At 57.0% G+C, this 18,701-nt stretch carries 33 protein-coding genes; 32 read left to right on the top strand and 1 reads right to left on the bottom strand.

All coding sequences use genetic code 11. From position 1 onward, the window contains the following. From IGS60_RS26105 to IGS60_RS26095, 3 genes are all read left to right on the top strand, one after another. Positions 1-357, top strand: a 357-nt coding sequence (locus tag IGS60_RS26105) for an elongation factor Tu (RefSeq protein ID WP_230506608.1), incomplete at its 5' end; no start/stop codon positions are given. Between the two features lie 179 nt (positions 358-536). Next, positions 537-854 carry a 30S ribosomal protein S10 gene (gene rpsJ, locus IGS60_RS26100; protein ID WP_010394389.1) on the top strand — a complete coding sequence of 106 codons (318 nt, stop codon included), beginning with the start codon at positions 537-539 and terminating at the stop codon, positions 852-854. Positions 855-997: 143 nt separating this feature from the next. After that, the gene (locus IGS60_RS26095) at positions 998-1,843 is read left to right on the top strand and encodes a DUF817 domain-containing protein (RefSeq protein WP_070221709.1); all 846 of its coding nucleotides are present in this window, start codon (positions 998-1,000) and stop codon (positions 1,841-1,843) included. A gap of 17 nt (positions 1,844-1,860) precedes the next feature. Here IGS60_RS26095 and IGS60_RS26090 read toward each other — a convergent pair whose 3' ends face one another. Further along, positions 1,861-2,406, bottom strand: coding sequence for a tetratricopeptide repeat protein (locus IGS60_RS26090; protein ID WP_070221708.1), 546 nt, complete (start codon positions 2,404-2,406; stop codon positions 1,861-1,863). Positions 2,407-2,570: 164 nt separating this feature from the next. On the opposite strand from IGS60_RS26090, the gene creB reads away from it, so the two are divergent. The 29 genes from creB (at position 2,571) to rpsK (ending at position 18,604) form a co-directional block, all read left to right on the top strand. Continuing rightward, complete coding sequence (creB, locus tag IGS60_RS26085; protein WP_070221724.1) at positions 2,571-3,302, top strand: two-component system response regulator CreB; 732 nt, start codon at positions 2,571-2,573, stop codon at positions 3,300-3,302. Then, positions 3,299-4,720, top strand: a complete 1,422-nt coding sequence (gene creC / locus IGS60_RS26080) for a two-component system sensor histidine kinase CreC (RefSeq protein WP_230506607.1) — start codon at positions 3,299-3,301, stop codon at positions 4,718-4,720. Before creB ends, creC begins: the two co-directional genes overlap by 4 nt. A gap of 97 nt (positions 4,721-4,817) precedes the next feature. Next, positions 4,818-6,209 (top strand): cell envelope integrity protein CreD, encoded by a 1,392-nt coding sequence (creD, locus tag IGS60_RS26075; RefSeq protein WP_070221706.1) that lies wholly within the window; start codon positions 4,818-4,820, stop codon positions 6,207-6,209. A gap of 243 nt (positions 6,210-6,452) precedes the next feature. Continuing rightward, complete coding sequence (locus tag IGS60_RS26070) at positions 6,453-6,641, top strand: hypothetical protein (RefSeq protein WP_230506606.1); 189 nt, start codon at positions 6,453-6,455, stop codon at positions 6,639-6,641. Between the two features lie 325 nt (positions 6,642-6,966). Further along, complete coding sequence (gene rplC / locus IGS60_RS26065) at positions 6,967-7,623, top strand: 50S ribosomal protein L3 (protein WP_010394393.1); 657 nt, start codon at positions 6,967-6,969, stop codon at positions 7,621-7,623. Positions 7,624-7,626: 3 nt separating this feature from the next. Continuing rightward, positions 7,627-8,247 (top strand): 50S ribosomal protein L4, encoded by a 621-nt coding sequence (gene rplD / locus IGS60_RS26060; RefSeq protein WP_034753197.1) that lies wholly within the window; start codon positions 7,627-7,629, stop codon positions 8,245-8,247. Next, positions 8,244-8,561 carry a 50S ribosomal protein L23 gene (gene rplW / locus IGS60_RS26055; RefSeq protein WP_010394398.1) on the top strand — a complete coding sequence of 106 codons (318 nt, stop codon included), beginning with the start codon at positions 8,244-8,246 and terminating at the stop codon, positions 8,559-8,561. Before rplD ends, rplW begins: the two co-directional genes overlap by 4 nt. Further along, positions 8,561-9,388, top strand: a complete 828-nt coding sequence (gene rplB, locus IGS60_RS26050) for a 50S ribosomal protein L2 (RefSeq protein WP_034753198.1) — start codon at positions 8,561-8,563, stop codon at positions 9,386-9,388. The genes rplW and rplB overlap by 1 nt, the downstream gene beginning before the upstream one ends. A gap of 10 nt (positions 9,389-9,398) precedes the next feature. Continuing rightward, the gene (gene rpsS / locus IGS60_RS26045) at positions 9,399-9,674 is read left to right on the top strand and encodes a 30S ribosomal protein S19 (protein WP_008444295.1); all 276 of its coding nucleotides are present in this window, start codon (positions 9,399-9,401) and stop codon (positions 9,672-9,674) included. Beyond that, the gene (rplV, locus tag IGS60_RS26040; RefSeq protein ID WP_170840583.1) at positions 9,671-10,003 is read left to right on the top strand and encodes a 50S ribosomal protein L22; all 333 of its coding nucleotides are present in this window, start codon (positions 9,671-9,673) and stop codon (positions 10,001-10,003) included. The genes rpsS and rplV overlap by 4 nt, the downstream gene beginning before the upstream one ends. A 9-nt stretch (positions 10,004-10,012) precedes the next feature. Beyond that, entirely contained in the window at positions 10,013-10,837 is an 825-nt protein-coding gene (rpsC, locus tag IGS60_RS26035; RefSeq protein ID WP_034753199.1) for a 30S ribosomal protein S3, read from the top strand. A 2-nt stretch (positions 10,838-10,839) separates the two neighbouring features. Beyond that, complete coding sequence (rplP, locus tag IGS60_RS26030; protein WP_034753201.1) at positions 10,840-11,259, top strand: 50S ribosomal protein L16; 420 nt, start codon at positions 10,840-10,842, stop codon at positions 11,257-11,259. Positions 11,260-11,271: 12 nt separating this feature from the next. Further along, positions 11,272-11,463, top strand: coding sequence for a 50S ribosomal protein L29 (gene rpmC, locus IGS60_RS26025; protein ID WP_010394412.1), 192 nt, complete (start codon positions 11,272-11,274; stop codon positions 11,461-11,463). Continuing rightward, on the top strand, positions 11,460-11,732 hold the full coding sequence (rpsQ, locus tag IGS60_RS26020) for a 30S ribosomal protein S17 (protein WP_010394415.1): 273 nt from the start codon (positions 11,460-11,462) through the stop codon (positions 11,730-11,732). The genes rpmC and rpsQ overlap by 4 nt, the downstream gene beginning before the upstream one ends. Positions 11,733-11,985: 253 nt before the next feature. Further along, positions 11,986-12,354: a 50S ribosomal protein L14 gene (gene rplN / locus IGS60_RS26015; RefSeq protein ID WP_008444317.1), complete on the top strand. Its 369-nt coding sequence runs from the start codon at positions 11,986-11,988 to the stop codon at positions 12,352-12,354. A gap of 9 nt (positions 12,355-12,363) precedes the next feature. Then, a complete protein-coding gene (gene rplX / locus IGS60_RS26010; RefSeq protein ID WP_034753204.1) occupies positions 12,364-12,678 on the top strand; it encodes a 50S ribosomal protein L24 in 315 nt (104 codons plus the stop codon). Between the two features lie 6 nt (positions 12,679-12,684). Then, a complete protein-coding gene (rplE, locus tag IGS60_RS26005) occupies positions 12,685-13,224 on the top strand; it encodes a 50S ribosomal protein L5 (RefSeq protein WP_010394421.1) in 540 nt (179 codons plus the stop codon). Between the two features lie 2 nt (positions 13,225-13,226). Continuing rightward, on the top strand, positions 13,227-13,532 hold the full coding sequence (gene rpsN, locus IGS60_RS26000) for a 30S ribosomal protein S14 (RefSeq protein ID WP_010394423.1): 306 nt from the start codon (positions 13,227-13,229) through the stop codon (positions 13,530-13,532). 14 nt (positions 13,533-13,546) lie between these two features. After that, on the top strand, positions 13,547-13,942 hold the full coding sequence (gene rpsH / locus IGS60_RS25995; RefSeq protein WP_034753208.1) for a 30S ribosomal protein S8: 396 nt from the start codon (positions 13,547-13,549) through the stop codon (positions 13,940-13,942). 10 nt (positions 13,943-13,952) lie between these two features. Further along, positions 13,953-14,486 (top strand): 50S ribosomal protein L6, encoded by a 534-nt coding sequence (gene rplF, locus IGS60_RS25990; protein ID WP_065310145.1) that lies wholly within the window; start codon positions 13,953-13,955, stop codon positions 14,484-14,486. Between the two features lie 13 nt (positions 14,487-14,499). Then, positions 14,500-14,862, top strand: a complete 363-nt coding sequence (gene rplR / locus IGS60_RS25985) for a 50S ribosomal protein L18 (protein ID WP_010394431.1) — start codon at positions 14,500-14,502, stop codon at positions 14,860-14,862. Between the two features lie 9 nt (positions 14,863-14,871). Continuing rightward, positions 14,872-15,390: a 30S ribosomal protein S5 gene (gene rpsE / locus IGS60_RS25980; protein ID WP_010394433.1), complete on the top strand. Its 519-nt coding sequence runs from the start codon at positions 14,872-14,874 to the stop codon at positions 15,388-15,390. Between the two features lie 10 nt (positions 15,391-15,400). Then, on the top strand, positions 15,401-15,580 hold the full coding sequence (rpmD, locus tag IGS60_RS25975; protein ID WP_010394435.1) for a 50S ribosomal protein L30: 180 nt from the start codon (positions 15,401-15,403) through the stop codon (positions 15,578-15,580). A gap of 30 nt (positions 15,581-15,610) precedes the next feature. Further along, complete coding sequence (gene rplO, locus IGS60_RS25970; RefSeq protein WP_034753211.1) at positions 15,611-16,042, top strand: 50S ribosomal protein L15; 432 nt, start codon at positions 15,611-15,613, stop codon at positions 16,040-16,042. Between the two features lie 32 nt (positions 16,043-16,074). After that, a complete protein-coding gene (secY, locus tag IGS60_RS25965; RefSeq protein WP_010394438.1) occupies positions 16,075-17,409 on the top strand; it encodes a preprotein translocase subunit SecY in 1,335 nt (444 codons plus the stop codon). 18 nt (positions 17,410-17,427) lie between these two features. Next, positions 17,428-17,646, top strand: a complete 219-nt coding sequence (gene infA / locus IGS60_RS25960) for a translation initiation factor IF-1 (protein ID WP_005663428.1) — start codon at positions 17,428-17,430, stop codon at positions 17,644-17,646. A gap of 42 nt (positions 17,647-17,688) precedes the next feature. Further along, the gene (gene rpmJ, locus IGS60_RS25955) at positions 17,689-17,802 is read left to right on the top strand and encodes a 50S ribosomal protein L36 (RefSeq protein WP_010394471.1); all 114 of its coding nucleotides are present in this window, start codon (positions 17,689-17,691) and stop codon (positions 17,800-17,802) included. Between the two features lie 14 nt (positions 17,803-17,816). After that, positions 17,817-18,182, top strand: coding sequence for a 30S ribosomal protein S13 (gene rpsM, locus IGS60_RS25950; protein ID WP_046681666.1), 366 nt, complete (start codon positions 17,817-17,819; stop codon positions 18,180-18,182). A 17-nt stretch (positions 18,183-18,199) separates the two neighbouring features. Continuing rightward, on the top strand, positions 18,200-18,604 hold the full coding sequence (gene rpsK / locus IGS60_RS25945) for a 30S ribosomal protein S11 (RefSeq protein WP_010394475.1): 405 nt from the start codon (positions 18,200-18,202) through the stop codon (positions 18,602-18,604). Positions 18,605-18,701: the final 97 nt, after the last annotated feature.

The raw sequence follows: 18,701 nt of genomic DNA, 5'->3' as shown, positions 1-18,701 counted from the left end.
CTGCTGCTGCGCGGCACCAAGCGTGAAGACGTGCAACGTGGTCAAGTGCTGGCCAAGCCAGGCTCGATCAAGCCGCACGCCCACTTCACCGGCGAGATCTATGTTCTGTCGAAAGACGAAGGCGGCCGTCATACGCCATTCTTCAACAACTATCGTCCACAGTTCTACTTCCGCACGACGGACGTAACCGGTTCGATCGAGTTGCCAGCAGACAAAGAAATGGTCATGCCAGGCGATAACGTGTCGATCACCGTCAAGCTGATCAACCCGATCGCGATGGAAGAAGGTCTGCGCTTCGCTATCCGCGAAGGCGGCCGTACCGTCGGCGCTGGTGTTGTTGCAAAAATCATCGCTTAATTATTAAGCGAATATAAAAGAAGACGCGTCGTCGCCCGGCGCCCTTCTTTTTATTCAACTGCCGGGGTTGGCAAGCATTTTGGTGCTATCATGTCGACCCTGACGGTTGTTGCGTCAGAAATTCCCGTATGACCTCATTGCCGTGCAAACCGCGCGGTTCGTTCTTTTAAGGAAATATCATGTCGGCACCAAACCAAAAAATCCGTATCCGCCTGAAGGCTTTCGATTACAAGCTGATCGACCAGTCCGCTCTGGAAATCGTTGAGACCGCGAAGCGCACCGGCGCTGTCGTCAAAGGCCCAGTACCACTGCCTACCCGTATTCAGCGTTTCGATGTGCTGCGTTCCCCGCACGTCAACAAAACTTCGCGCGATCAGTTCGAGATCCGTACGCACCAACGCCTGATGGACATCGTTGACCCAACGGACAAAACCGTTGACGCGCTGATGAAGCTGGACCTGCCAGCTGGTGTTGATGTCGAAATCAAACTGCAATAATCGTTTTTAAGAAGGCCGGCGGGGTATCCCGCCGCCTGAGATGGGGCCGGGCCTGCTCACGATCGTGAGTGCGCCCGGCCCCATTGCTTTTGTGCCGTGCAAAACCACTTTACAGTGCCGCGCCCGCCCGATAAAGTTGCCGCATGCTCAACGCCCTCGATACCCACCTGCTCAATGCAACTCCCCGTCAGCGCCTGCGCGGCTGGCCGCGCTTCCTGACCGAATTTTTGTATTTCGGCATCAAGGAAGCGAGGTCATGCCTGTTTGTGGGACTGTTTTTTGCTGCCGTGTTCCTGGTGCCGCGCGCCGGCCTGTTCGGCCTGCCGCGCTATGACGTGCTGCTGCTGGTAGCGCTGGCGATCCAGGGCGCGATGGTCTGGAGCGGGCTGGAAACGTGGGATGAATTGAAAGCCATCTGCCTGTTTCATGCGGTCGGCTTCGCGCTGGAGGTGTTCAAGGTGTCGGGGACGATACAGTCGTGGAGCTATCCCGACTTTGCCTACACCAAGGTGTTTGGCGTTCCCCTGTTTTCCGGTTTCATGTATGCGGCCGTGGGCAGCTACATCATCCAGACCTGGCGCCTGCTCGACATGCGGATCCGCCACCATCCGCCGTACTGGATGGCGGTGCTGATCGCGCTGCTGATCTACGCTAACTTCTTTACCCACCACTACATCGGCGACTATCGCTGGTACCTGGCCGCCTGTGCGCTGGGCTTGTATGCGCGCACCACCGTGGTGTTCCGCCCGCTCGACCGCGACCGCAGCATGCCCCTGCTGCTCGGTTTCGTGCTGGTCGGCTTCTTCATCTGGCTGGCCGAAAACATCAGCACCTTCTGGGGCGTGTGGCGCTATCCGAACCAGCTTGGCGCGTGGTCGGTGGTGCACGTCAGCAAATGGAGCTCATGGTCGCTGCTGGTGGTGATGACGTTCACCATCGTGGCCCACCTCAAGCACATCAAGGCCAGCATCCACGTGGCCCAGCCTTAGGCGCAGGCAGTCGCTTATTACAGGCTGGCCGCCACCGCCTCGAAGCGCGCGCCCAGCGCTGCTTGCGGGCCGCCCTGCAGCTGTTTGGCGTACTGGCGCAGCACTTCCGCCGAATACGTGCGCGAGCCGGGCGACAGCTTCGGCAGCAGCGGCAGCACGCGTTCCAGATAGCCCGTGCCTTCCTGCCATTTGCCTTGCGCGGCCAGGGCCGACGCCAGTTCCACCATGCGGCGGCCGACGCGCGCATCGCTGCGCGGCTGCGCCGTCTCCTCCGTGTCCAGGGCTTGCCGGTACAGTTGCTCCGCTTCGGCATTCTTGCCCTGCAAGCGCTTGATGCGGCCCAGGTTGGACTGGCGCTGCGAGACGATGTCCGCGCCGGCCCCGGCCTGCTCGGCGCTGCGCAGCGCCTGTACGCAAGCCAGTTCCGCTTCGCCAAACTGGCCCTTGCGTTCGGCCGCGTTACAGGCATCTTGTTGTGCGTTGGAGGTGGCGAGTGTCGCTGGCGCCGTGCAGGCGGCCAGCAGGCTGACAGCGCATAGCAGGCTGATGGTATGGGTCTTCATAGTCTCCTCGGACGGGTGTCAAACACGGTGTATCGGCGGAGTCATGCCGTAATAAATATACTCCAAGTTTTTTGGGGCGGGTGGCTTTTCGCCGGCCGCGCGATTGACGCAGCTTGCATGCTTCAGGGATACTCCGGGCTTGTCCACTAATGCGTGCCGCCGCCATGTCCAAGACTGTCCTGATCGTGGAAGATGAACAGGCGATTGCCGACAGCATCGCCTATGCCCTGCGCACGGACGGCTTTACGCCGCGCCATGTGATGTTGGGCGAGCACGCCCTGGCCGCGCTGCGCCCCATGTCCGGCGAAGACGCTCAGACGCCTGTTCTCGTGGTGCTCGACGTGGGCTTGCCTGACATGAGCGGGCTGGAAGTATGCCGCCGGCTGCGCCAGTTTTCCGAGGTGCCGGTGATCTTCCTGACGGCCCGCAGCGACGAGATCGACCGTATCGTCGGCCTGGAAATCGGCGCCGACGATTACGTCACCAAACCGTTTTCGCCGCGCGAACTGGTGGCGCGCATCCGCGTCATCCTGCGCCGCGCAGGCGTCGCCCAGGCGCCGCGCGAGGCGGGCATGACGATAGCTGCGCCTGCCGTCGCGACCGCGCCGGCGCGCTTCGAGTTGCGCGCGCTCGAGGCGCGGGTACTGTTTCACGGCCAGCCGCTGGACCTGACCCGCTATGAATACCTGTTGCTGAAAACCCTGCTCGAGCATCCGGGTCACGTGCTGTCGCGCGCGCAGCTGATGGAGCGCGTGTGGAGCGGGGCGCCCGACACGCTCGAGCGCACGGTCGATGCGCATGTCAAATCGCTGCGCGCCAAGCTGCGCGCCGTCGATGCGCAGGCCGATCCCATCCACACCCACCGTGGCCTCGGCTACAGCCTGGCCGGCGCATGAAGATCGGCCTGCGCATTCTGCTCGGCTACTTCCTGATCGTCGGACTGGCCGCGTGGTTCCTGCTGAATGTCTTCATGGAGCAGGTCAAGCCGGGCGTGCGCTCGACCCTGGAAGACACCCTGGTCGACACCTCGCAGCTGCTGGCCAGCCTGGTGGCGCCCGACGTGAAGGCGGGCACGCTGGCGCAGTCGCCCGTGGCCGCGCGCATGCAGGATTACGCGCGCCATGGCGTGGACGTCAATATCAATGGCGTGCGCAAGCGCACGCTCGATTACCGCATCACCATCACGGACCGGCACGGCATTGTGCTGTTCGATTCCAGCGGGCGCGACGTGGGGCGCGACTATTCGCGCTGGAATGACGTGTATCTGACCTTGCAGGGCAAGTATGGCGCGCGCAGCACGCGCAGCCGGCCCGACGACGAGATGTCGACCGTGATGCACGTGGCCGCGCCGATTCGCGACGGCAATGAGGTGATCGGCGTGCTGACGGTGGCCAAGCCGAACGCCAGCGTGCAAGCGTTTGTCGAGCGCAGCCAGCGCAAGATCCTGCAGCGCGGCGCCGTGCTGTTGCTGCTGTCGCTGCTGATCGGCCTGGCGTTCGCGTGGTGGCTGCACCATGCGCTGGGCAAGCTGATGACCTATATCGGCGATGTGGAAGCGGGGCGCAAGGTAGCGCTGCCGGCGCTGGGTACGAACGAGATCGGCACCCTGGGACGGGCGCTGGAGGCGATGCGCACGCGTCTGGAAGGCAAGGAATACGTGGAGCAGCTGATGCATACGCTGACGCATGAATTGAGAAGCCCGATCGCCGCCATCCAGGCCTCGGCCGAGCTGCTGCAGGAAGACATGCCGCCGGCCGAGCGGCGCCAGTTCCTTGCCAGTATCCTCGAGCAGAACGCGCGCCAGCGGCAATTGATCGACAAGCTGCTGGCCCTCGTGCGCGTGGAGAAGCAGCAGCGCCTCGACCACCCCGAGCGCATCGCGCTGGGGCCCCTGCTCGCGCAAGTGGCGCAGGATGCGGCCGCCACGCTGGCGGCGCGCGGCGTGCGCCTGCAGCTTCAGGCGGACGAGGCGATTGTGGCCGGGGACGCACTGCTGCTGCGCCAGGCGTTGGGCAATCTGCTCGACAACGCGGCCGGCTTTGCGCCGCCGGGCAGCTGCATCGATGTGACGGCGCATCGCCAGGGCACGCACGTGGAAATCGCCGTGCGCGACCGCGGCGCAGGCATCCCCGCGTATGCGCTGGAGCGCGTCTTCGAGCGTTTTTACTCCCTGCCGCGCCCGAGCGCCGGCAAGAGCACGGGCCTGGGCCTGCCCTTCGTGCGCGAGGTCGCTTCCTTGCATGGCAGCACGGTCGAGGTGCTCAATCATGCGGACGGTGGCGCCTGCGCGCGCCTGTGCCTGCCGCTGGCTTAGCACACTCTTAGCGCACTTTATTTGCCCGCTTCACACGGACTGCATCGTCAGCGCATACAGTTTTTTTACACTGGCCGCCTTACTTCAAGGATGCGCCATGCAAAAAACTCTGTTAGTCAAAGCGTTGATCGTGTTCGGCCTGATGCTGATAATCGGCCTGCCTTTGCTGATGATTCAGGAAACGATCAAGGAGCGGATGGAATTCCGCCAGGAAGCCGTCAACAGCATCGCCGCCGATTCGGTGCGCGAACAAACCATCATCGGCCCCATCCTGGTGATTCCCTACACGGAGCAGTATGAAGAGCGCGTGGAGGTGGCCAAGGGCGATGACAAGGAAGCGAAATCGGCGGTGCGCTCGGAGTTGTTGCGCCGCACGGTGCAGCGCCGTCTGCTTGTCTACCCGAACAATTTACTGCTCAACGGTAACATCGACACGGACCGCCGCTACCGCGGCATCCACCAGGTGCTGGTCTACAGCGGCCAGCACGCGTTCAAGGGCGACTTCACGGTGCCGGCCGGCAGCCAGCTGCCGCGCAAGTCGCCGGATTCGCGCGTGACCCTGGGTGCGCCGTTCGTGGCCCTGTCCATCGAGGACGTGCGCGGTATCCGTAATATTCCGAAAATCGACTGGGGCGGCCAGAAGATCGAGTTCGAGCAGGGCACCGACCTGTTTGCCTTCCGCAGCGGCCTGCATGCGCCGCTGGGCGCCATGCCTTTGACGGCACCGCAGCAGGTGCACTTCAGTTTTGATCTGGGCCTCGACGGCATCGAACGCCAGCACTTCGTGCCAGTGGCGAAAAACAGTCAGATCAGCATCAAGTCGAACTGGCCGCATCCGCAGTTTGGCGGGCGCTTCCTGCCGTCGCCGAAATTCCGCCAGATCAACGCCGATGGCTTTCAGGTCGAGTGGAGCATCTCCTCGCTGGCCACCAATGCGCAAACGCAGCTGAGCACGATCGAGGGCGAGTTCAAGGTGCCCGACAGTGCGCCGCTGGGCCAGATCGACCGCTTCAGCGTGGGCTTCATCGAGCCGGTGAACGTGTATTCGCAATCGGACCGGGCCACCAAATATGGCTTGCTGTTCGTGGCGCTGACCTTTGCCGCCTTCTTCATCTTTGAAATCCTGAAAAGCCTGCCGATCCACCCGGTGCAATATCTGCTGGTGGGCCTGTCGCTGGTGATCTTTTTCCTGCTGCTGGTGGGCCTGGCGGAGCACATCGCCTTCCTGACCGCCTATCTGATCGCCAGCGCCGCCTGTATCGTGCTGACCAGCTTTTATCTGGTGCACGTGCTGCACAACGCCTGGCGCGGGATCGGCTTCGGCGTGGGGCTGACCATGCTGTATGGCGCCCTGTATGGCTTGCTGAGCTCGGAAAACAATGCGCTGGTGATGGGCAGCATCCTGCTGTTTGCCGTGCTGGCCGCCATCATGGTGGCGACGCGCAAGGTGGACTGGTATCAGATTGGCAAAGGAGCGCCGCAAGAGTAAGACTTACCTGGGCGCCATGCGCCACCTTGCAGCCAGCCCGGACAGTGATATGCCCGGGTTGGCTTTTGCATTTTGCGCGGGGAAAGAACTGCAGCATTAATTGGTAGTTGGTTGGTATTGTTTACGGTATGCTATTGGCATTGCTTTTTAGGTAATGGCGGGCGCCGTGGCGTCTGCCCGGGGCGGTGCGAGGATGGCGTGGCGTCCTGGTTGTTTGTCCATCCGATAAAACGGAGATGCAATATGATCAAGAAGACGATGGTTTTTCTGTTTGCGTTGGGCCTGAGCGCCTCGTACGCGTTTGCCGCCGGCGACGTCACGCAGTGCTATAGCGAGTGCGGGCAAAAAGTGGCGAATTGCCGGGCGCACCTCGGCGGCAGCCCGATCTGCGTGGACCTGTACGAACATTGCCTGATCAACTGCCAGCAATAAGCTTTTCCGGGCGCCACGCCCAGGATGAGTGGAGCAGGGCGCGCATGCCATGGCGCGCCCTGTGTCTTTCTGCCATCGCCCGCAAGGGCGCATGTCGCCGTGCTTTGCGCCTGTTTAATTGCCTTGCGGCAGCGTTTTTCAGGGGCGCCGACAACTCCCGCAGGGGCGTCGCGCAACACTTTGACATACCTCGTGTTAACTTGTTGCGTCAAGGGTTTTTGTGCTATATACTAGCCGGCTTCGGTATGGATTCGTCTTTTTTGAGTCCTACGTTACTTTGTAGTTAAACAAGCCCCGCCCAATCGCAGGTGGGAATGGAGAAAAAATGAGCCTAGGCCTTCTCGGTCGCAAGGTTGGTATGATGCGCATTTTCACGGATGAAGGGGATTCGATCCCGGTCACCGTGTTGGACGTATCGAACAACCGTGTTGCGCAAATCAAAACCCCTGAAACAGATGGCTACTCCGCTGTTCAGGTCGCATTCGGTCAACGTCGCGCTTCCCGCGTGACCAAAGCTGTTGCTGGTCATCACGCTAAAGCTGGCGTTGAAGCCGGTACTCTGTTGAAAGAGTTCCGTGTCGACGCTGCCAAAGCCGCTGAACTGAAAGCTGGCGATGTTGTCGCTGCTTCCCTGTTCGAAGTCGGTCAAAAGATCGACGTGCAAGGCGTTACCATCGGTAAAGGCTATGCAGGCGTTATCAAACGTTACCACTTCGCTTCTGGCCGTGCAACGCACGGTAACTCGCGTTCGCACAACGTTCCAGGTTCCATCGGTATGGCACAAGATCCAGGTCGCGTTTTCCCTGGTAAGCGCATGACCGGTCATCTGGGTGACGTTAACCGTACGATCCAGAACCTCGTGATCGCCCGTATCGATGCCGACCGTCAGCTGCTGCTGGTCAAAGGCGCGATTCCAGGTGCGAAAAATGGCCAGGTAGTTGTCTCGCCAGCCATCAAAACCAAAGCCAAGAAGGGAGCTTAAACGATGGAACTCAAGCTTCTGAATGCGCAAGGTCAAGCCGCCTCGAACGTTGCTGCAGCCGATACGATTTTCGGCCGTGACTACAATGAAGCGCTGATCCACCAAGTCGTCATCGCTTATCAAGCGAATGCACGTAGTGGTAACCGCAAGCAAAAAGACCGTGAAGAAGTTCACCACACGACGAAAAAGCCATGGCGCCAAAAAGGTACCGGCCGCGCTCGTGCTGGTATGTCGTCGTCGCCACTGTGGCGCGGCGGTGGTCGGATTTTCCCGAACTCGCCTGACGAAAACTTCACCCACAAAGTGAACAAAAAGATGTATCGCGCAGGTATCTGCTCGATCCTGTCGCAGCTGGCTCGCGAAGAGCGCCTGATCGTCATCGACGATCTGACGATCGACGCGCCAAAAACCAAGCTGCTGTCGCAAAAATTGAACGGCCTGGGCTTTGATTCGGTTCTGATCATCACCGACGTTCTGAACGAAAACCTGGAACTGGCATCGCGCAACCTGCCTAACGTACTCGTCGTTGAGCCACGTCACGCAGACCCGATGTCCCTGGTGTTCTACAAGAAGATCCTGGTCACCAAAGCTGCATTGGCCAAGATTGAGGAGATGCTGGCATGAGCGCGATTTTGAAACATAGCGAAGAACGCTTGATGAAGGTGCTGTTGGCGCCCGTGATTTCCGAAAAGGCCACCATGGTCGCGGAAAAGAACGAGCAAATTGTATTCCGCGTACTGCCGGATGCAACCAAGCCTGAAATCAAGGCAGCGGTCGAACTGCTGTTCAAGGTTGAAGTTCTGTCCGTGCAAACTGCAAACCGCGAAGGTAAGCAAAAGCGCACCGGCAAGTTCAACGGTCGTCGTAACCATACCAAGCGTGCTTTCGTGTGCCTGAAGCCTGGCCAGGAAATCAACTTCTCCGAGGAGGCTGCATAATGGCACTCGTTAAGATGAAACCAACCTCGCCAGGCCGTCGCGGCATGGTGAAGGTGGTGAATGCCGACCTGTACAAAGGTCGTCCGTTCGCTGCCCTGGTTGAAAAGAAATCCAAGACCGCTGGTCGTAACAACAACGGTCACATCACCACCCGTCATATCGGTGGTGGTCATAAGCAACACTACCGCTTGATCGACTTCAAGCGCACCAAAGATGGTATTCCAGCGAAAGTGGAACGTATCGAATACGATCCAAACCGCACCGCGAATATCGCTCTGTTGTGCTACGCCGACGGCGAACGTCACTACATCATCGCAACCAAAGGCATGGCCGTTGGCGACAGCGTGATGAACGGTTCGGAAGCACCGATCAAATCGGGTAACTGCTTGCCAATCCGTAACATCCCAGTCGGTACCGTGATGCATTGCGTTGAAATGCTGCCAGGTAAAGGTGCCCAAATGGCACGTACCGCCGGCGCTGGCGTTGTGCTGATGGCACGTGAAGGTACCTACGCTCAAGTGCGTCTGCGCTCGGGTGAAGTACGTCGCGTGCACATCGAGTGCCGTGCAACGGTTGGTGAAGTCGGCAATGCCGAGCATAGCCTGCGTAAAATCGGTAAAGCTGGTGCGATGCGCTGGCGCGGTGTTCGTCCTACCGTTCGCGGTGTGGTCATGAACCCGGTCGATCACCCGCACGGTGGTGGTGAAGGTAAAACAGCAGCTGGTCGTCATCCAGTTTCGCCATGGGGCCAACAGACCAAGGGTAAGAAGACACGCAGCAACAAGCGTACTACTTCCATGATCGTCTCGCGCCGCGGCAAGAAATAAGGGGTAGCACATGACACGTTCATTGAAAAAAGGGCCGTTCTGTGACGCCCACCTGGTGAAAAAAGTTGAAGCCGCACAAGCAGCCAAAGACAAAAAGCCAATCAAAACCTGGTCGCGTCGTTCGACAATCATGCCTGACTTCATCGGCCTGACGATCGCGGTGCATAACGGCAAGCTGCACGTGCCGGTTTATGTTTCCGAAAACATGGTTGGTCACAAGCTCGGCGAATTCGCACTGACCCGTACGTTCAAGGGCCATGCAGCTGACAAAAAGGCTAAGAAATAATGGAAACTAAAGCTATCCTCAAAGGTGTGCGCCTGTCGGACCAAAAGGGCCGCCTGGTTGCTGACCTGATCCGTGGCAAGAAAGTTGACGCTGCACTCAACATCTTGCAATTCAGCCCGAAAAAAGGTGCTGCGATCATCAAACGCGTTCTGGAATCCGCTATTGCGAATGCCGAGCACAATGATGGCGCGGACATCGACGAATTGTTCGTGAAAACGATCTACGTCGAAAAGGGCCCGGTCCTGAAGCGCTTCACCGCGCGTGCAAAAGGCCGTGGCGACCGTATTTCGAAACAATCCTGTCACGTTTACGTGACTGTCGGTAACTAAGGAGCCACGATGGGTCAGAAAATTCATCCAACCGGTTTCCGTCTGGCGGTCACCCGTAACTGGGCTTCGCGCTGGTATGCAGGCAACGGTAATTTCGCTGCCATGCTGAACGAAGACTTGAAAGCACGTGCTTACCTGAAAAAGAAACTGAAGAACGCTTCCGTTGGCCGCATCGTTATCGAGCGCCCAGCCAAGAACGCGCGCTTCACGATCTACAGCTCGCGTCCAGGCGTGGTCATTGGTAAAAAAGGCGAAGACATCGAAGTACTGAAGTCCGCGCTGACCAAGATCATGGGCGTGCCTGTTCACGTGAACATCGAAGAAATTCGCAAGCCAGAAATCGACTCGCAACTGATCGCCGATTCGATCGCTCAGCAGCTGGAAAAACGGATCATGTTCCGCCGCGCCATGAAGCGTGCAATGCAAAATGCAATGCGCCTGGGTGCTCTCGGTATCAAGATCATGTCGTCCGGCCGTCTGAACGGTATCGAAATCGCGCGTAAAGAGTGGTACCGCGAAGGCCGCGTGCCTCTGCATACCCTGCGCGCCGATATCGACTACGGTACCAGCGAAGCGTCGACCACCTACGGCATCATCGGTGTCAAGGTGTGGGTATACAAAGGTGACCGCGCGCCTAACGGCGATGCACCAGTCATCGATACCCCAGCTGACGAGAAGAAAAGCCGCGGCCCACGCCGTGACGATGGCAAGCCAGCTGGCCGTCCACGTCCAGCCGGTGCCGGTGCGAAACCATCCACAGCACCAGGTGCACGTGTGCGTACCGCCGCTAAACCGGCCGCCGCAGCAGCACCAGCTGAGAAAGCAGGAGAATAATCATGCTGCAACCAGCACGCAGAAAGTATCGTAAAGAGCAGAAAGGCCGTAACACCGGTATTTCGCACAGCCGCGGCACCGCCGTGTCGTTTGGCGAATTCGGTCTGAAGGCAGTTGCGCGCGGTCGTATCACTGCGCGTCAAATTGAAGCGGCGCGTCGTGCAATGACGCGTCACATCAAGCGCGGTGGCCGTATCTGGATCCGTATTTTCCCGGACAAACCGATTTCGAACAAACCGGCTGAAGTCCGTATGGGTAACGGTAAAGGTAATCCTGAGTACTACGTCGCTGAAATTCAGCCAGGCAAAGTACTGTACGAAATGGATGGCGTTGATGAAGCGCTGGCACGGGAAGCATTCCGTCTTGCCGCCGCTAAACTGCCACTGGCGACGACGTTTGTCATCCGCCAAGTCGGCCAATAATTGGAGTTGTATATGAAAGCATCTGAACTCCGCGGCAAGGACCAGCCAGCTCTGCAAAAAGAGCTGAATGACCTGTTGAAGGCACAGTTCGGCCTGCGCATGCAAATCGCTACGCAGCAGCTGAGCAACACTTCGCAGCTCAAGAAGGTACGCCGCGATATCGCGCGTGTGAAGACGGTAATGAATCTGAAGGAAGCCAAATGAACGAACCAGTGAAACAGTCGCTCAAGCGCACGCTGATCGGTAAAGTGGTTTCGGACAAGATGGACAAGACCGTTACCGTTCTGATCGAGCGCCACGTAAAACATCCTTTGTATGGCAAGATCATCATGCGCTCGAACAAGTATCACGCGCATGACGAGACCAACCAAGTCAAGGCCGGTGACACGGTCGAGATCCAGGAAGGTCGCCCGATCTCCAAAACGAAGGCATGGACGGTGACACGTGTGGTTCAAGCCGCACCAACCGTTTAAATAAAAACCACCGTTTCGGCGGTGGCTTTTAATTAGTACTTGCAGGCCCGCAAATTGTATGTAATACTTGCGGGCTTCGTTCATGTAACGCCGCAAAGTGTCTGGCCACAGACAGTAGCATTCGCGGTCAGTTGATGTATGAAGGTCATGCACCCAAACAGTGAAGCCCAGCAGGGCGGCTCTGGCGGGACCAAGACTGACCGTGGGTCTACATTGTGTGGATTCTTCGGCTTAAGTTGGGAAAGAGAATACTATGATTCAAACTGAAAGCCGGCTCGAAGTGGCTGACAATACCGGTGCCAAAGAAGTAATGTGCATCAAGGTATTGGGCGGCTCCAAGCGCCGTTATGCTGGCATTGGCGATGTGATCAAGGTAACCGTTAAGGTTGCTGCGCCACGTGGCCGTGTCAAAAAAGGTGAAATTTATAACGCCGTGGTTGTGCGCACCGCTAAAGGTGTTCGCCGCCAAGACGGTTCCCTGGTGAAGTTCGACGGCAATGCCGCCGTTCTGTTGAACGCCAAGCTGGAACCGATCGGTACCCGTATTTTTGGACCTGTCACGCGCGAACTGCGCACTGAGAAGTTCATGAAAATCGTGTCCCTGGCACCGGAAGTCCTGTAAGGAGTCGTAATGGATAAGATTCGTAAAAACGACGAAGTCATCGTTCTGACCGGGAAAGACAAGGGCAAACGTGGTGTGGTACAGCAGCGTATCGATGCTGAACATATCGTGGTTGACGGCATTAACATCGCTAAAAAAGCGACTAAGCCAAACCCGATGACTGGCGTAACTGGTGGTATCGTCGATAAGACCATGCCAATTCACGTGTCCAACGTTGCATTGTTTAATGCAGCGACTGGCAAGGCAGATCGCGTGGGTTTCAAAGAAGTGGACGGCAAGAAAGTTCGCATCTTTAAATCCTCCGGCGAAGTAGTGAAGGCTTAAGAAATCATGGCACGTCTCCAAGAATTCTATAAAGAAAAAGTCGTTGCCGACCTGACCAGCAAGTTTGGTTACAAGTCGGTAATGGAAGTTCCACGCCTGACCAAGATCACCCTGAACATGGGTGTTGGTGAGGCTATCGCGGATAAAAAAGTTCTCGAGCACGCAGTTGCTGACTTGACCAAGATCGCCGGCCAGAAGCCAGTGACCACCAAGTCCCGCAAAGCGATCGCAGGCTTCAAAATCCGTGAAGGTTACCCGATCGGTACGATGGTCACCCTGCGCGGCGCTCGCATGTACGAGTTCCTGGATCGCTTCATTACCGTGGCTCTGCCGCGCGTACGCGATTTCCGTGGTGTGAACGGCCGTGCATTTGATGGTCGTGGCAACTACAACATCGGTGTCAAGGAACAGATCATTTTCCCTGAAATCGAATACGACAAGATTGACGCGTTGCGCGGTATGAATATCAGCATCACGACAACCGCTAAGACCGATGACGAAGCCAAAGCTTTGCTCGCCGCCTTTAAATTCCCTTTCAGGAACTGATCATGGCCAAACTGTCACTGATTAATCGTGAGATCAAGCGTGCTGACCTGGTGGCGAAATTCGCCCCTAAGCGCGAAGCTCTCAAGGCCATCGTCGATGACCAATCGAAATCGGAAGAAGAGCGCTACGAAGCTCGCCTGAAATTGCAGGCGCTGCCACGTAACTCGAACCCGACGCGTCAACGTAACCGTTGCGCCATCACTGGTCGTCCGCGCGGCACATTCCGTAAATTCGGTCTGGGTCGTATCAAGCTCCGTGAATTCGCCATGCGTGGTGAAATTCCGGGTATGACAAAAGCAAGCTGGTAATAGGAGAATATGCAATGAGTATGAGCGATCCTATCGCCGATATGCTGACCCGCATTCGCAATGCACAAGGCGTGCAAAAGACGACCGTGGCCATGCCATCGTCGAAAGTCAAAATTGCGATTGCCAGCGTCCTGAAGGACGAGGGTTACATTGAAGATTTCGCTGTTGCCGAAGCTGGTGGCAAAGCGGAACTGAAAATCGGTTTGAAGTATTATGTTGGCCGTCCCGTCATTGAGCGCTTGGAGCGCGTGTCCCGTCCGGGTCTGCGCGTCTACAAGGGTAAAGACGAGATCCCTGTTGTGATGAATGGCTTGGGTGTGGCGATCGTGTCGACTCCGCAAGGCGTCATGACTGACCGCAAAGCACGCGCTACCGGTGTCGGCGGCGAAGTTATTTGCTACGTGGCTTAAGGAGTTACACATGTCTCGAGTAGCTAAAATGCCTATCGTAGTGCCAGCTGGCGCCGAAGTCGCCATCTCCGCACAAGCGATCACCGTAAAAGGCCCGCTGGGCGTACTTTCCCAGGCCCTCACCGGCCAGGTCAAAGTGGAAAACAATGCAGGAACCCTGAGTTTCGACGTGGCGAACGACAGCCGCGAAGCCAATGCCATGTCCGGCACGCTGCGCGCACTGGTCAACAACATGGTTGTTGGCGTCACCAAGGGTTTCGAGAAAAAGCTGAACCTGGTAGGCGTGGGTTACAAGGCGCAAGCTCAAGGCGACAAGTTGAATCTGTCCCTGGGTTTCTCGCACCCTGTAGTGCATGACATGCCAGCTGGCGTTACCTGCGCAACACCAACCCCGACCGAGATCCTGATTAAAGGTATCGACCGTCAACAGGTTGGCCAGGTAGCCGCTGAAGTTCGTGCTTACCGCTCCCCTGAGCCTTACAAGGGCAAGGGCGTTCGCTATGCGGACGAAGTGGTTAAGCTTAAAGAAACCAAGAAGAAGTAATTAGGGGCTGACGATGGATAAGAAAGAATCACGGCTTCGCCGCGGACGCCAAACCCGCATCAAGATTGCGGAATTGAAAGTAAATCGCTTGTCGGTGCACCGCACCAACCTGCACATTTACGCCAACCTGATCAGCCCGGACGCTAAAGTCCTGGTTTCGGCCTCGACGGCTGAAGCGGAAGTTCGCGCTGAACTGGCAGGCCAATCCGGCAAAGGCGGCAATGCCGCTGCTGCAGCCTTGATCGGCAAGCGCGTCGCTGAAAAAGCGTTGAAAGCAGGGATTACCGAAGTTGCGTTTGACCGCTCCGGTTTCCGTTACCACGGCCGTGTGAAAGCGTTGGCAGAAGCCGCACGCGAAGCCGGTCTGAAGTTCTAAGGATCAATCATGGCAAAAATGCAAGCAAAAATGCAAAGCGACAAGCCGGATGATGGCATGCGCGAAAAAATGATCGCGATCAACCGCGTGACCAAAGTGGTCAAGGGTGGTCGTATCATGGGTTTCGCCGCGCTGACCGTAGTTGGTGATGGCGATGGCCGCGTCGGCATGGGCAAGGGCAAATCGAAAGAAGTGCCAGTTGGCGTGCAGAAGGCGATGGAAGAAGCCCGTCGCAACCTGATCAAAGTACCGCTCAAAAACGGCACCTTGCATCACACGGTTGTTGGTCGTCACGGCGCCTCCAAGGTCCTGATGAACCCGGCTAAGCCTGGTACTGGCGTTATCGCTGGTGGCGCAATGCGCGCTATCTTCGAAGTGATGGGCGTGACGGACGTGGTGGCGAAATCCACCGGTTCGAACAACCCATACAACCTGGTACGCGCTACGCTGGACGGCCTGTCGAAAATGAGCACTGCTTCCGATATCGCTGCCAAACGCGGCAAGTCGGTCGAAGACATTCTGGCTTAAGGTGGACAAAATGACAAACACAGTCAAAGTGCAATTGGTCAAGGGCTTGATCGGTACGCGCGAATCGCATCGCGCTACCGTGCGCGGTCTGGGTCTGCGTCGTGTAAATTCGGTTTCCGAATTGCAAGACACCCCATCCGTACGCGGCATGATCAATAAAGTATCGTATCTCGTTAAAGTTGTCGGGTAAGCCTTCGGGCTTACACGAACGGAGCAAATCATGGAATTGAATACTATTGCACCAGCCGAAGGCGCTAAGCACTACAAGCGTCGCGTCGGTCGCGGTATCGGCTCCGGCCTGGGTAAAACCTCGGGTCGTGGTCACAAAGGTCAGAAATCGCGTTCGGGCGGCTTTCATAAAGTCGGTTTCGAAGGCGGTCAGATGCCTCTGCAACGCCGTCTGCCTAAGCGCGGTTTCAAATCGATGCACGCAACCTTCAAAGCTGAAGTGCGCCTGTCCGATCTGAACAACCTGGCTGTTGGCGATGTCGACATTCTGGTCTTGAAGCAAGCTGGCGTTCTGGGCGTGTTGGCCCGTGACGTGCGCGTGATCTTGTCCGGCGAAATCACCAAAGCGGTGAATTTGAAGGGCTTGAAAGTGTCCGCTGGCGCGAAAGCCGCCATCGAAGCAGCCGGCGGCTCGGTAGCCTGAGTTGACCGCTAACAGCTTGATCGGAGCGAAAATTGGCGACTAATCCACAACTTGCTAAAAGTGCAGCGGCCGGTTTCCCTTGGGGACGGCTCTGGTTTTTGCTTGGCGCATTGGTGGTTTATCGTATCGGTGCTCACGTCCCGGTTCCCGGGATTGACCCGACACAATTAGCCTCGCTGTTCAAGGAGCACGAAGGCGGCGTCCTGGGCATGTTCAACATGTTCTCGGGCGGTGCCTTGTCTCGTTTTACAGTGTTTGCGCTGGGTATCATGCCTTATATCTCGGCCTCGATCATCATGCAATTGCTGTCGATCGTGTCACCGCAGATGGAAGCGTTGAAAAAAGAAGGCGAAGCAGGTCGTCGCAAGATCACCCAGTACACCCGGTATTTCACGGTTGCCCTGGCACTGTTCCAAGCGTTAGGCATTGCAGTCGCACTGGAGTCGCAAGCTGGTCTGGTGTTGGAACCTGGTCTTGCATTCCGCTTCGTGACGGTCGTCACTTTGTTGACCGGAACAATGTTTTTGATGTGGTTGGGTGAGCAAATTACCGAGCGTGGCTTGGGGAATGGCATCTCGATCATCATTTTTGCCGGGATTGCAGCAGGTCTGCCGTCGGCGTTGGGTGGCTTGTTCACTCAGGTGTCGAATGGTTCGATCGGCAGCTTCAGCGCGATTTTCATCGTGATTCTGGTAGCACTGGTAACGTACTTCGTTGTATTCGTCGAACGTGGTCAGCGCAAAATATTGGTCAATTACGCGAAGCGCCAGGTAGGCAACAAGATTTATGGCGGTCAAACCAGCCATTTGCCGTTGAAGCTGAACATGGCCGGCGTGATCCCGCCGATCTTTGCTTCTTCGATCATCTTGTTCCCGGCCACTATCGTGGACTGGTTTTCAAAGGGCGCCGACAACGCTAACCCTGCGGTGCGGTTCTTGAAAGATTTGGCAGCATCGATGGGGCCTGGTGAGCCTATCCATGCGCTGTTGTACGCAGTGGCGATCGTGTTTTTCTGTTTCTTCTATACAGCGCTGGTATTTAACAGCAAGGAAACAGCGGATAACTTGAAGAAAAGCGGTGCGTTCATTCCCGGGATCCGTCCAGGCGAGCAGACAGCCCGTTACATCGACAAGATCCTGACACGCTTGACACTTGCCGGCGCAGTCTACATCACCCTGGTGTGTTTATTGCCGGAATTTATGCAAGCCCAGTGGAAAGTACCATTCTATTTCGGCGGTACTTCTTTATTGATTATTGTAGTTGTCACCATGGATTTCATGGCGCAAGTACAGAACTACGTGATGTCGCAGCAATATGATTCGCTGCTGCGCAAAGCAAATTTCAAGGGCGGAATTCCGACGCGTTAAGCGCGGTAAACATACCGAATGGCAAAAGACGACGTCATACAGATGCAGGGCGAGATTCTTGAGAATCTCCCAAATGCAACATTTCGAGTGAAGCTGGAGAACGGACACGTGGTGCTCGGGCATATTTCAGGTAAAATGCGGATGAACTATATTCGCATTCTCCCTGGAGACAAGGTGACGGTGGAGTTAACGCCGTACGACCTGAGCCGAGCCCGCATTGTGTTCCGTACCAAGTAACACACTGAATCAAACCAAAGAAGCGAAAGAAAGAGCCCCAAAATGAAAGTTCTCGCATCAGTCAAGCGGATCTGCCGCAACTGCAAGATCATCAAGCGCAAAGGCGTAGTCCGCGTAATCTGCGTGGAACCACGTCACAAGCAGCGTCAAGGTTAATCGAGGAATAACAAATGGCACGTATTGCAGGGGTTAATATCCCAAATCATCAGCATACCGTTATCGGCCTGACGGCCATCTACGGTGTGGGCCGTCCACGCGCAGAGAAAATCTGTGCATCGACCGGTGTAGCAACCAACAAAAAGATCAAAGATCTGGATGACAGCGAACTGGAAAAGCTGCGCGATGAAGTAGGTAAATTCATCGTCGAAGGCGATCTGCGTCGTGAACTGTCCATGAACATCAAGCGTTTGATGGATCTGGGTTGCTACCGCGGCATGCGTCATCGTAAGGGTCTGCCTTGCCGTGGCCAGCGTACGCGTACGAACGCACGTACCCGCAAGGGACCGCGTAAAGCCGCTCAATCGCTGAAAAAATAATCCGCTAGGGAATAATTATGGCTAAGTCGCAAAATAACGCCGCATCAGCACGCGTGCGTAAAAAAGTTAAAAAGAACGTCGCTGAAGGCATCGCACATGTCCACGCATCGTTCAATAACACCATCATTACCATCACCGATCGTCAAGGCAATGCCTTGTCGTGGGCTACCTCCGGCGGTGCAGGCTTCAAGGGTTCGCGTAAATCGACCCCGTTCGCAGCGCAGGTCGCGGCGGAAGCCGCTGGTAAAGTGGCTGTTGAGTGTGGCGTCAAGAACCTGGAAGTACGTATCAAGGGCCCAGGTCCTGGTCGTGAATCCGCCGTTCGCGCGCTGAACAACCTGGGCATCAAGATCACCGAGATCCAGGACGTGACGCCGGTACCGCACAACGGTTGCCGTCCACCGAAACGTCGTCGTATCTAAGATAGTGTTGCAGAGGGCGCTTCGGCGCCAGCTGCTTTGCTGTCTGTTGTAACTCAGTACAGTTGTGTGAAAACGCTGGAGCAGGGAGCCGGAAACG

The sequence above is a fragment of the Janthinobacterium sp. FW305-128 genome (genome assembly GCF_020858135.1).
Taxonomy (GTDB): domain Bacteria; phylum Pseudomonadota; class Gammaproteobacteria; order Burkholderiales; family Burkholderiaceae_D; genus Janthinobacterium.
This window is presented reverse-complemented; position numbering and strand designations above follow the sequence as displayed.

Bases quoted from the DNA above. Each gene is read 5' to 3' on its own strand.
- rpsJ (WP_010394389.1), top strand. From the start codon at position 537: ATGTCGGCACCAAACCAAAAAATCCGTATCCGCCTGAAGGCTTTCGAT.
- IGS60_RS26095 (WP_070221709.1), top strand. From the start codon at position 998: ATGCTCAACGCCCTCGATACCCACCTGCTCAATGCAACTCCCCGTCAG.
- IGS60_RS26090 (WP_070221708.1), bottom strand. From the start codon at position 2,406: ATGAAGACCCATACCATCAGCCTGCTATGCGCTGTCAGCCTGCTGGCC.
- creB (WP_070221724.1), top strand. From the start codon at position 2,571: ATGTCCAAGACTGTCCTGATCGTGGAAGATGAACAGGCGATTGCCGAC.
- creC (WP_230506607.1), top strand. From the start codon at position 3,299: ATGAAGATCGGCCTGCGCATTCTGCTCGGCTACTTCCTGATCGTCGGA.
- creD (WP_070221706.1), top strand. From the start codon at position 4,818: ATGCAAAAAACTCTGTTAGTCAAAGCGTTGATCGTGTTCGGCCTGATG.
- IGS60_RS26070 (WP_230506606.1), top strand. From the start codon at position 6,453: ATGATCAAGAAGACGATGGTTTTTCTGTTTGCGTTGGGCCTGAGCGCC.
- rplC (WP_010394393.1), top strand. From the start codon at position 6,967: ATGAGCCTAGGCCTTCTCGGTCGCAAGGTTGGTATGATGCGCATTTTC.
- rplD (WP_034753197.1), top strand. From the start codon at position 7,627: ATGGAACTCAAGCTTCTGAATGCGCAAGGTCAAGCCGCCTCGAACGTT.
- rplW (WP_010394398.1), top strand. From the start codon at position 8,244: ATGAGCGCGATTTTGAAACATAGCGAAGAACGCTTGATGAAGGTGCTG.
- rplB (WP_034753198.1), top strand. From the start codon at position 8,561: ATGGCACTCGTTAAGATGAAACCAACCTCGCCAGGCCGTCGCGGCATG.
- rpsS (WP_008444295.1), top strand. From the start codon at position 9,399: ATGACACGTTCATTGAAAAAAGGGCCGTTCTGTGACGCCCACCTGGTG.
- rpsC (WP_034753199.1), top strand. From the start codon at position 10,013: ATGGGTCAGAAAATTCATCCAACCGGTTTCCGTCTGGCGGTCACCCGT.
- rplP (WP_034753201.1), top strand. From the start codon at position 10,840: ATGCTGCAACCAGCACGCAGAAAGTATCGTAAAGAGCAGAAAGGCCGT.
- rpmC (WP_010394412.1), top strand. From the start codon at position 11,272: ATGAAAGCATCTGAACTCCGCGGCAAGGACCAGCCAGCTCTGCAAAAA.
- rpsQ (WP_010394415.1), top strand. From the start codon at position 11,460: ATGAACGAACCAGTGAAACAGTCGCTCAAGCGCACGCTGATCGGTAAA.
- rplN (WP_008444317.1), top strand. From the start codon at position 11,986: ATGATTCAAACTGAAAGCCGGCTCGAAGTGGCTGACAATACCGGTGCC.
- rplX (WP_034753204.1), top strand. From the start codon at position 12,364: ATGGATAAGATTCGTAAAAACGACGAAGTCATCGTTCTGACCGGGAAA.
- rplE (WP_010394421.1), top strand. From the start codon at position 12,685: ATGGCACGTCTCCAAGAATTCTATAAAGAAAAAGTCGTTGCCGACCTG.
- rpsN (WP_010394423.1), top strand. From the start codon at position 13,227: ATGGCCAAACTGTCACTGATTAATCGTGAGATCAAGCGTGCTGACCTG.
- rpsH (WP_034753208.1), top strand. From the start codon at position 13,547: ATGAGTATGAGCGATCCTATCGCCGATATGCTGACCCGCATTCGCAAT.
- rplF (WP_065310145.1), top strand. From the start codon at position 13,953: ATGTCTCGAGTAGCTAAAATGCCTATCGTAGTGCCAGCTGGCGCCGAA.
- rplR (WP_010394431.1), top strand. From the start codon at position 14,500: ATGGATAAGAAAGAATCACGGCTTCGCCGCGGACGCCAAACCCGCATC.
- rpsE (WP_010394433.1), top strand. From the start codon at position 14,872: ATGGCAAAAATGCAAGCAAAAATGCAAAGCGACAAGCCGGATGATGGC.
- rpmD (WP_010394435.1), top strand. From the start codon at position 15,401: ATGACAAACACAGTCAAAGTGCAATTGGTCAAGGGCTTGATCGGTACG.
- rplO (WP_034753211.1), top strand. From the start codon at position 15,611: ATGGAATTGAATACTATTGCACCAGCCGAAGGCGCTAAGCACTACAAG.
- infA (WP_005663428.1), top strand. From the start codon at position 17,428: ATGGCAAAAGACGACGTCATACAGATGCAGGGCGAGATTCTTGAGAAT.
- rpmJ (WP_010394471.1), top strand. From the start codon at position 17,689: ATGAAAGTTCTCGCATCAGTCAAGCGGATCTGCCGCAACTGCAAGATC.
- rpsM (WP_046681666.1), top strand. From the start codon at position 17,817: ATGGCACGTATTGCAGGGGTTAATATCCCAAATCATCAGCATACCGTT.
- rpsK (WP_010394475.1), top strand. From the start codon at position 18,200: ATGGCTAAGTCGCAAAATAACGCCGCATCAGCACGCGTGCGTAAAAAA.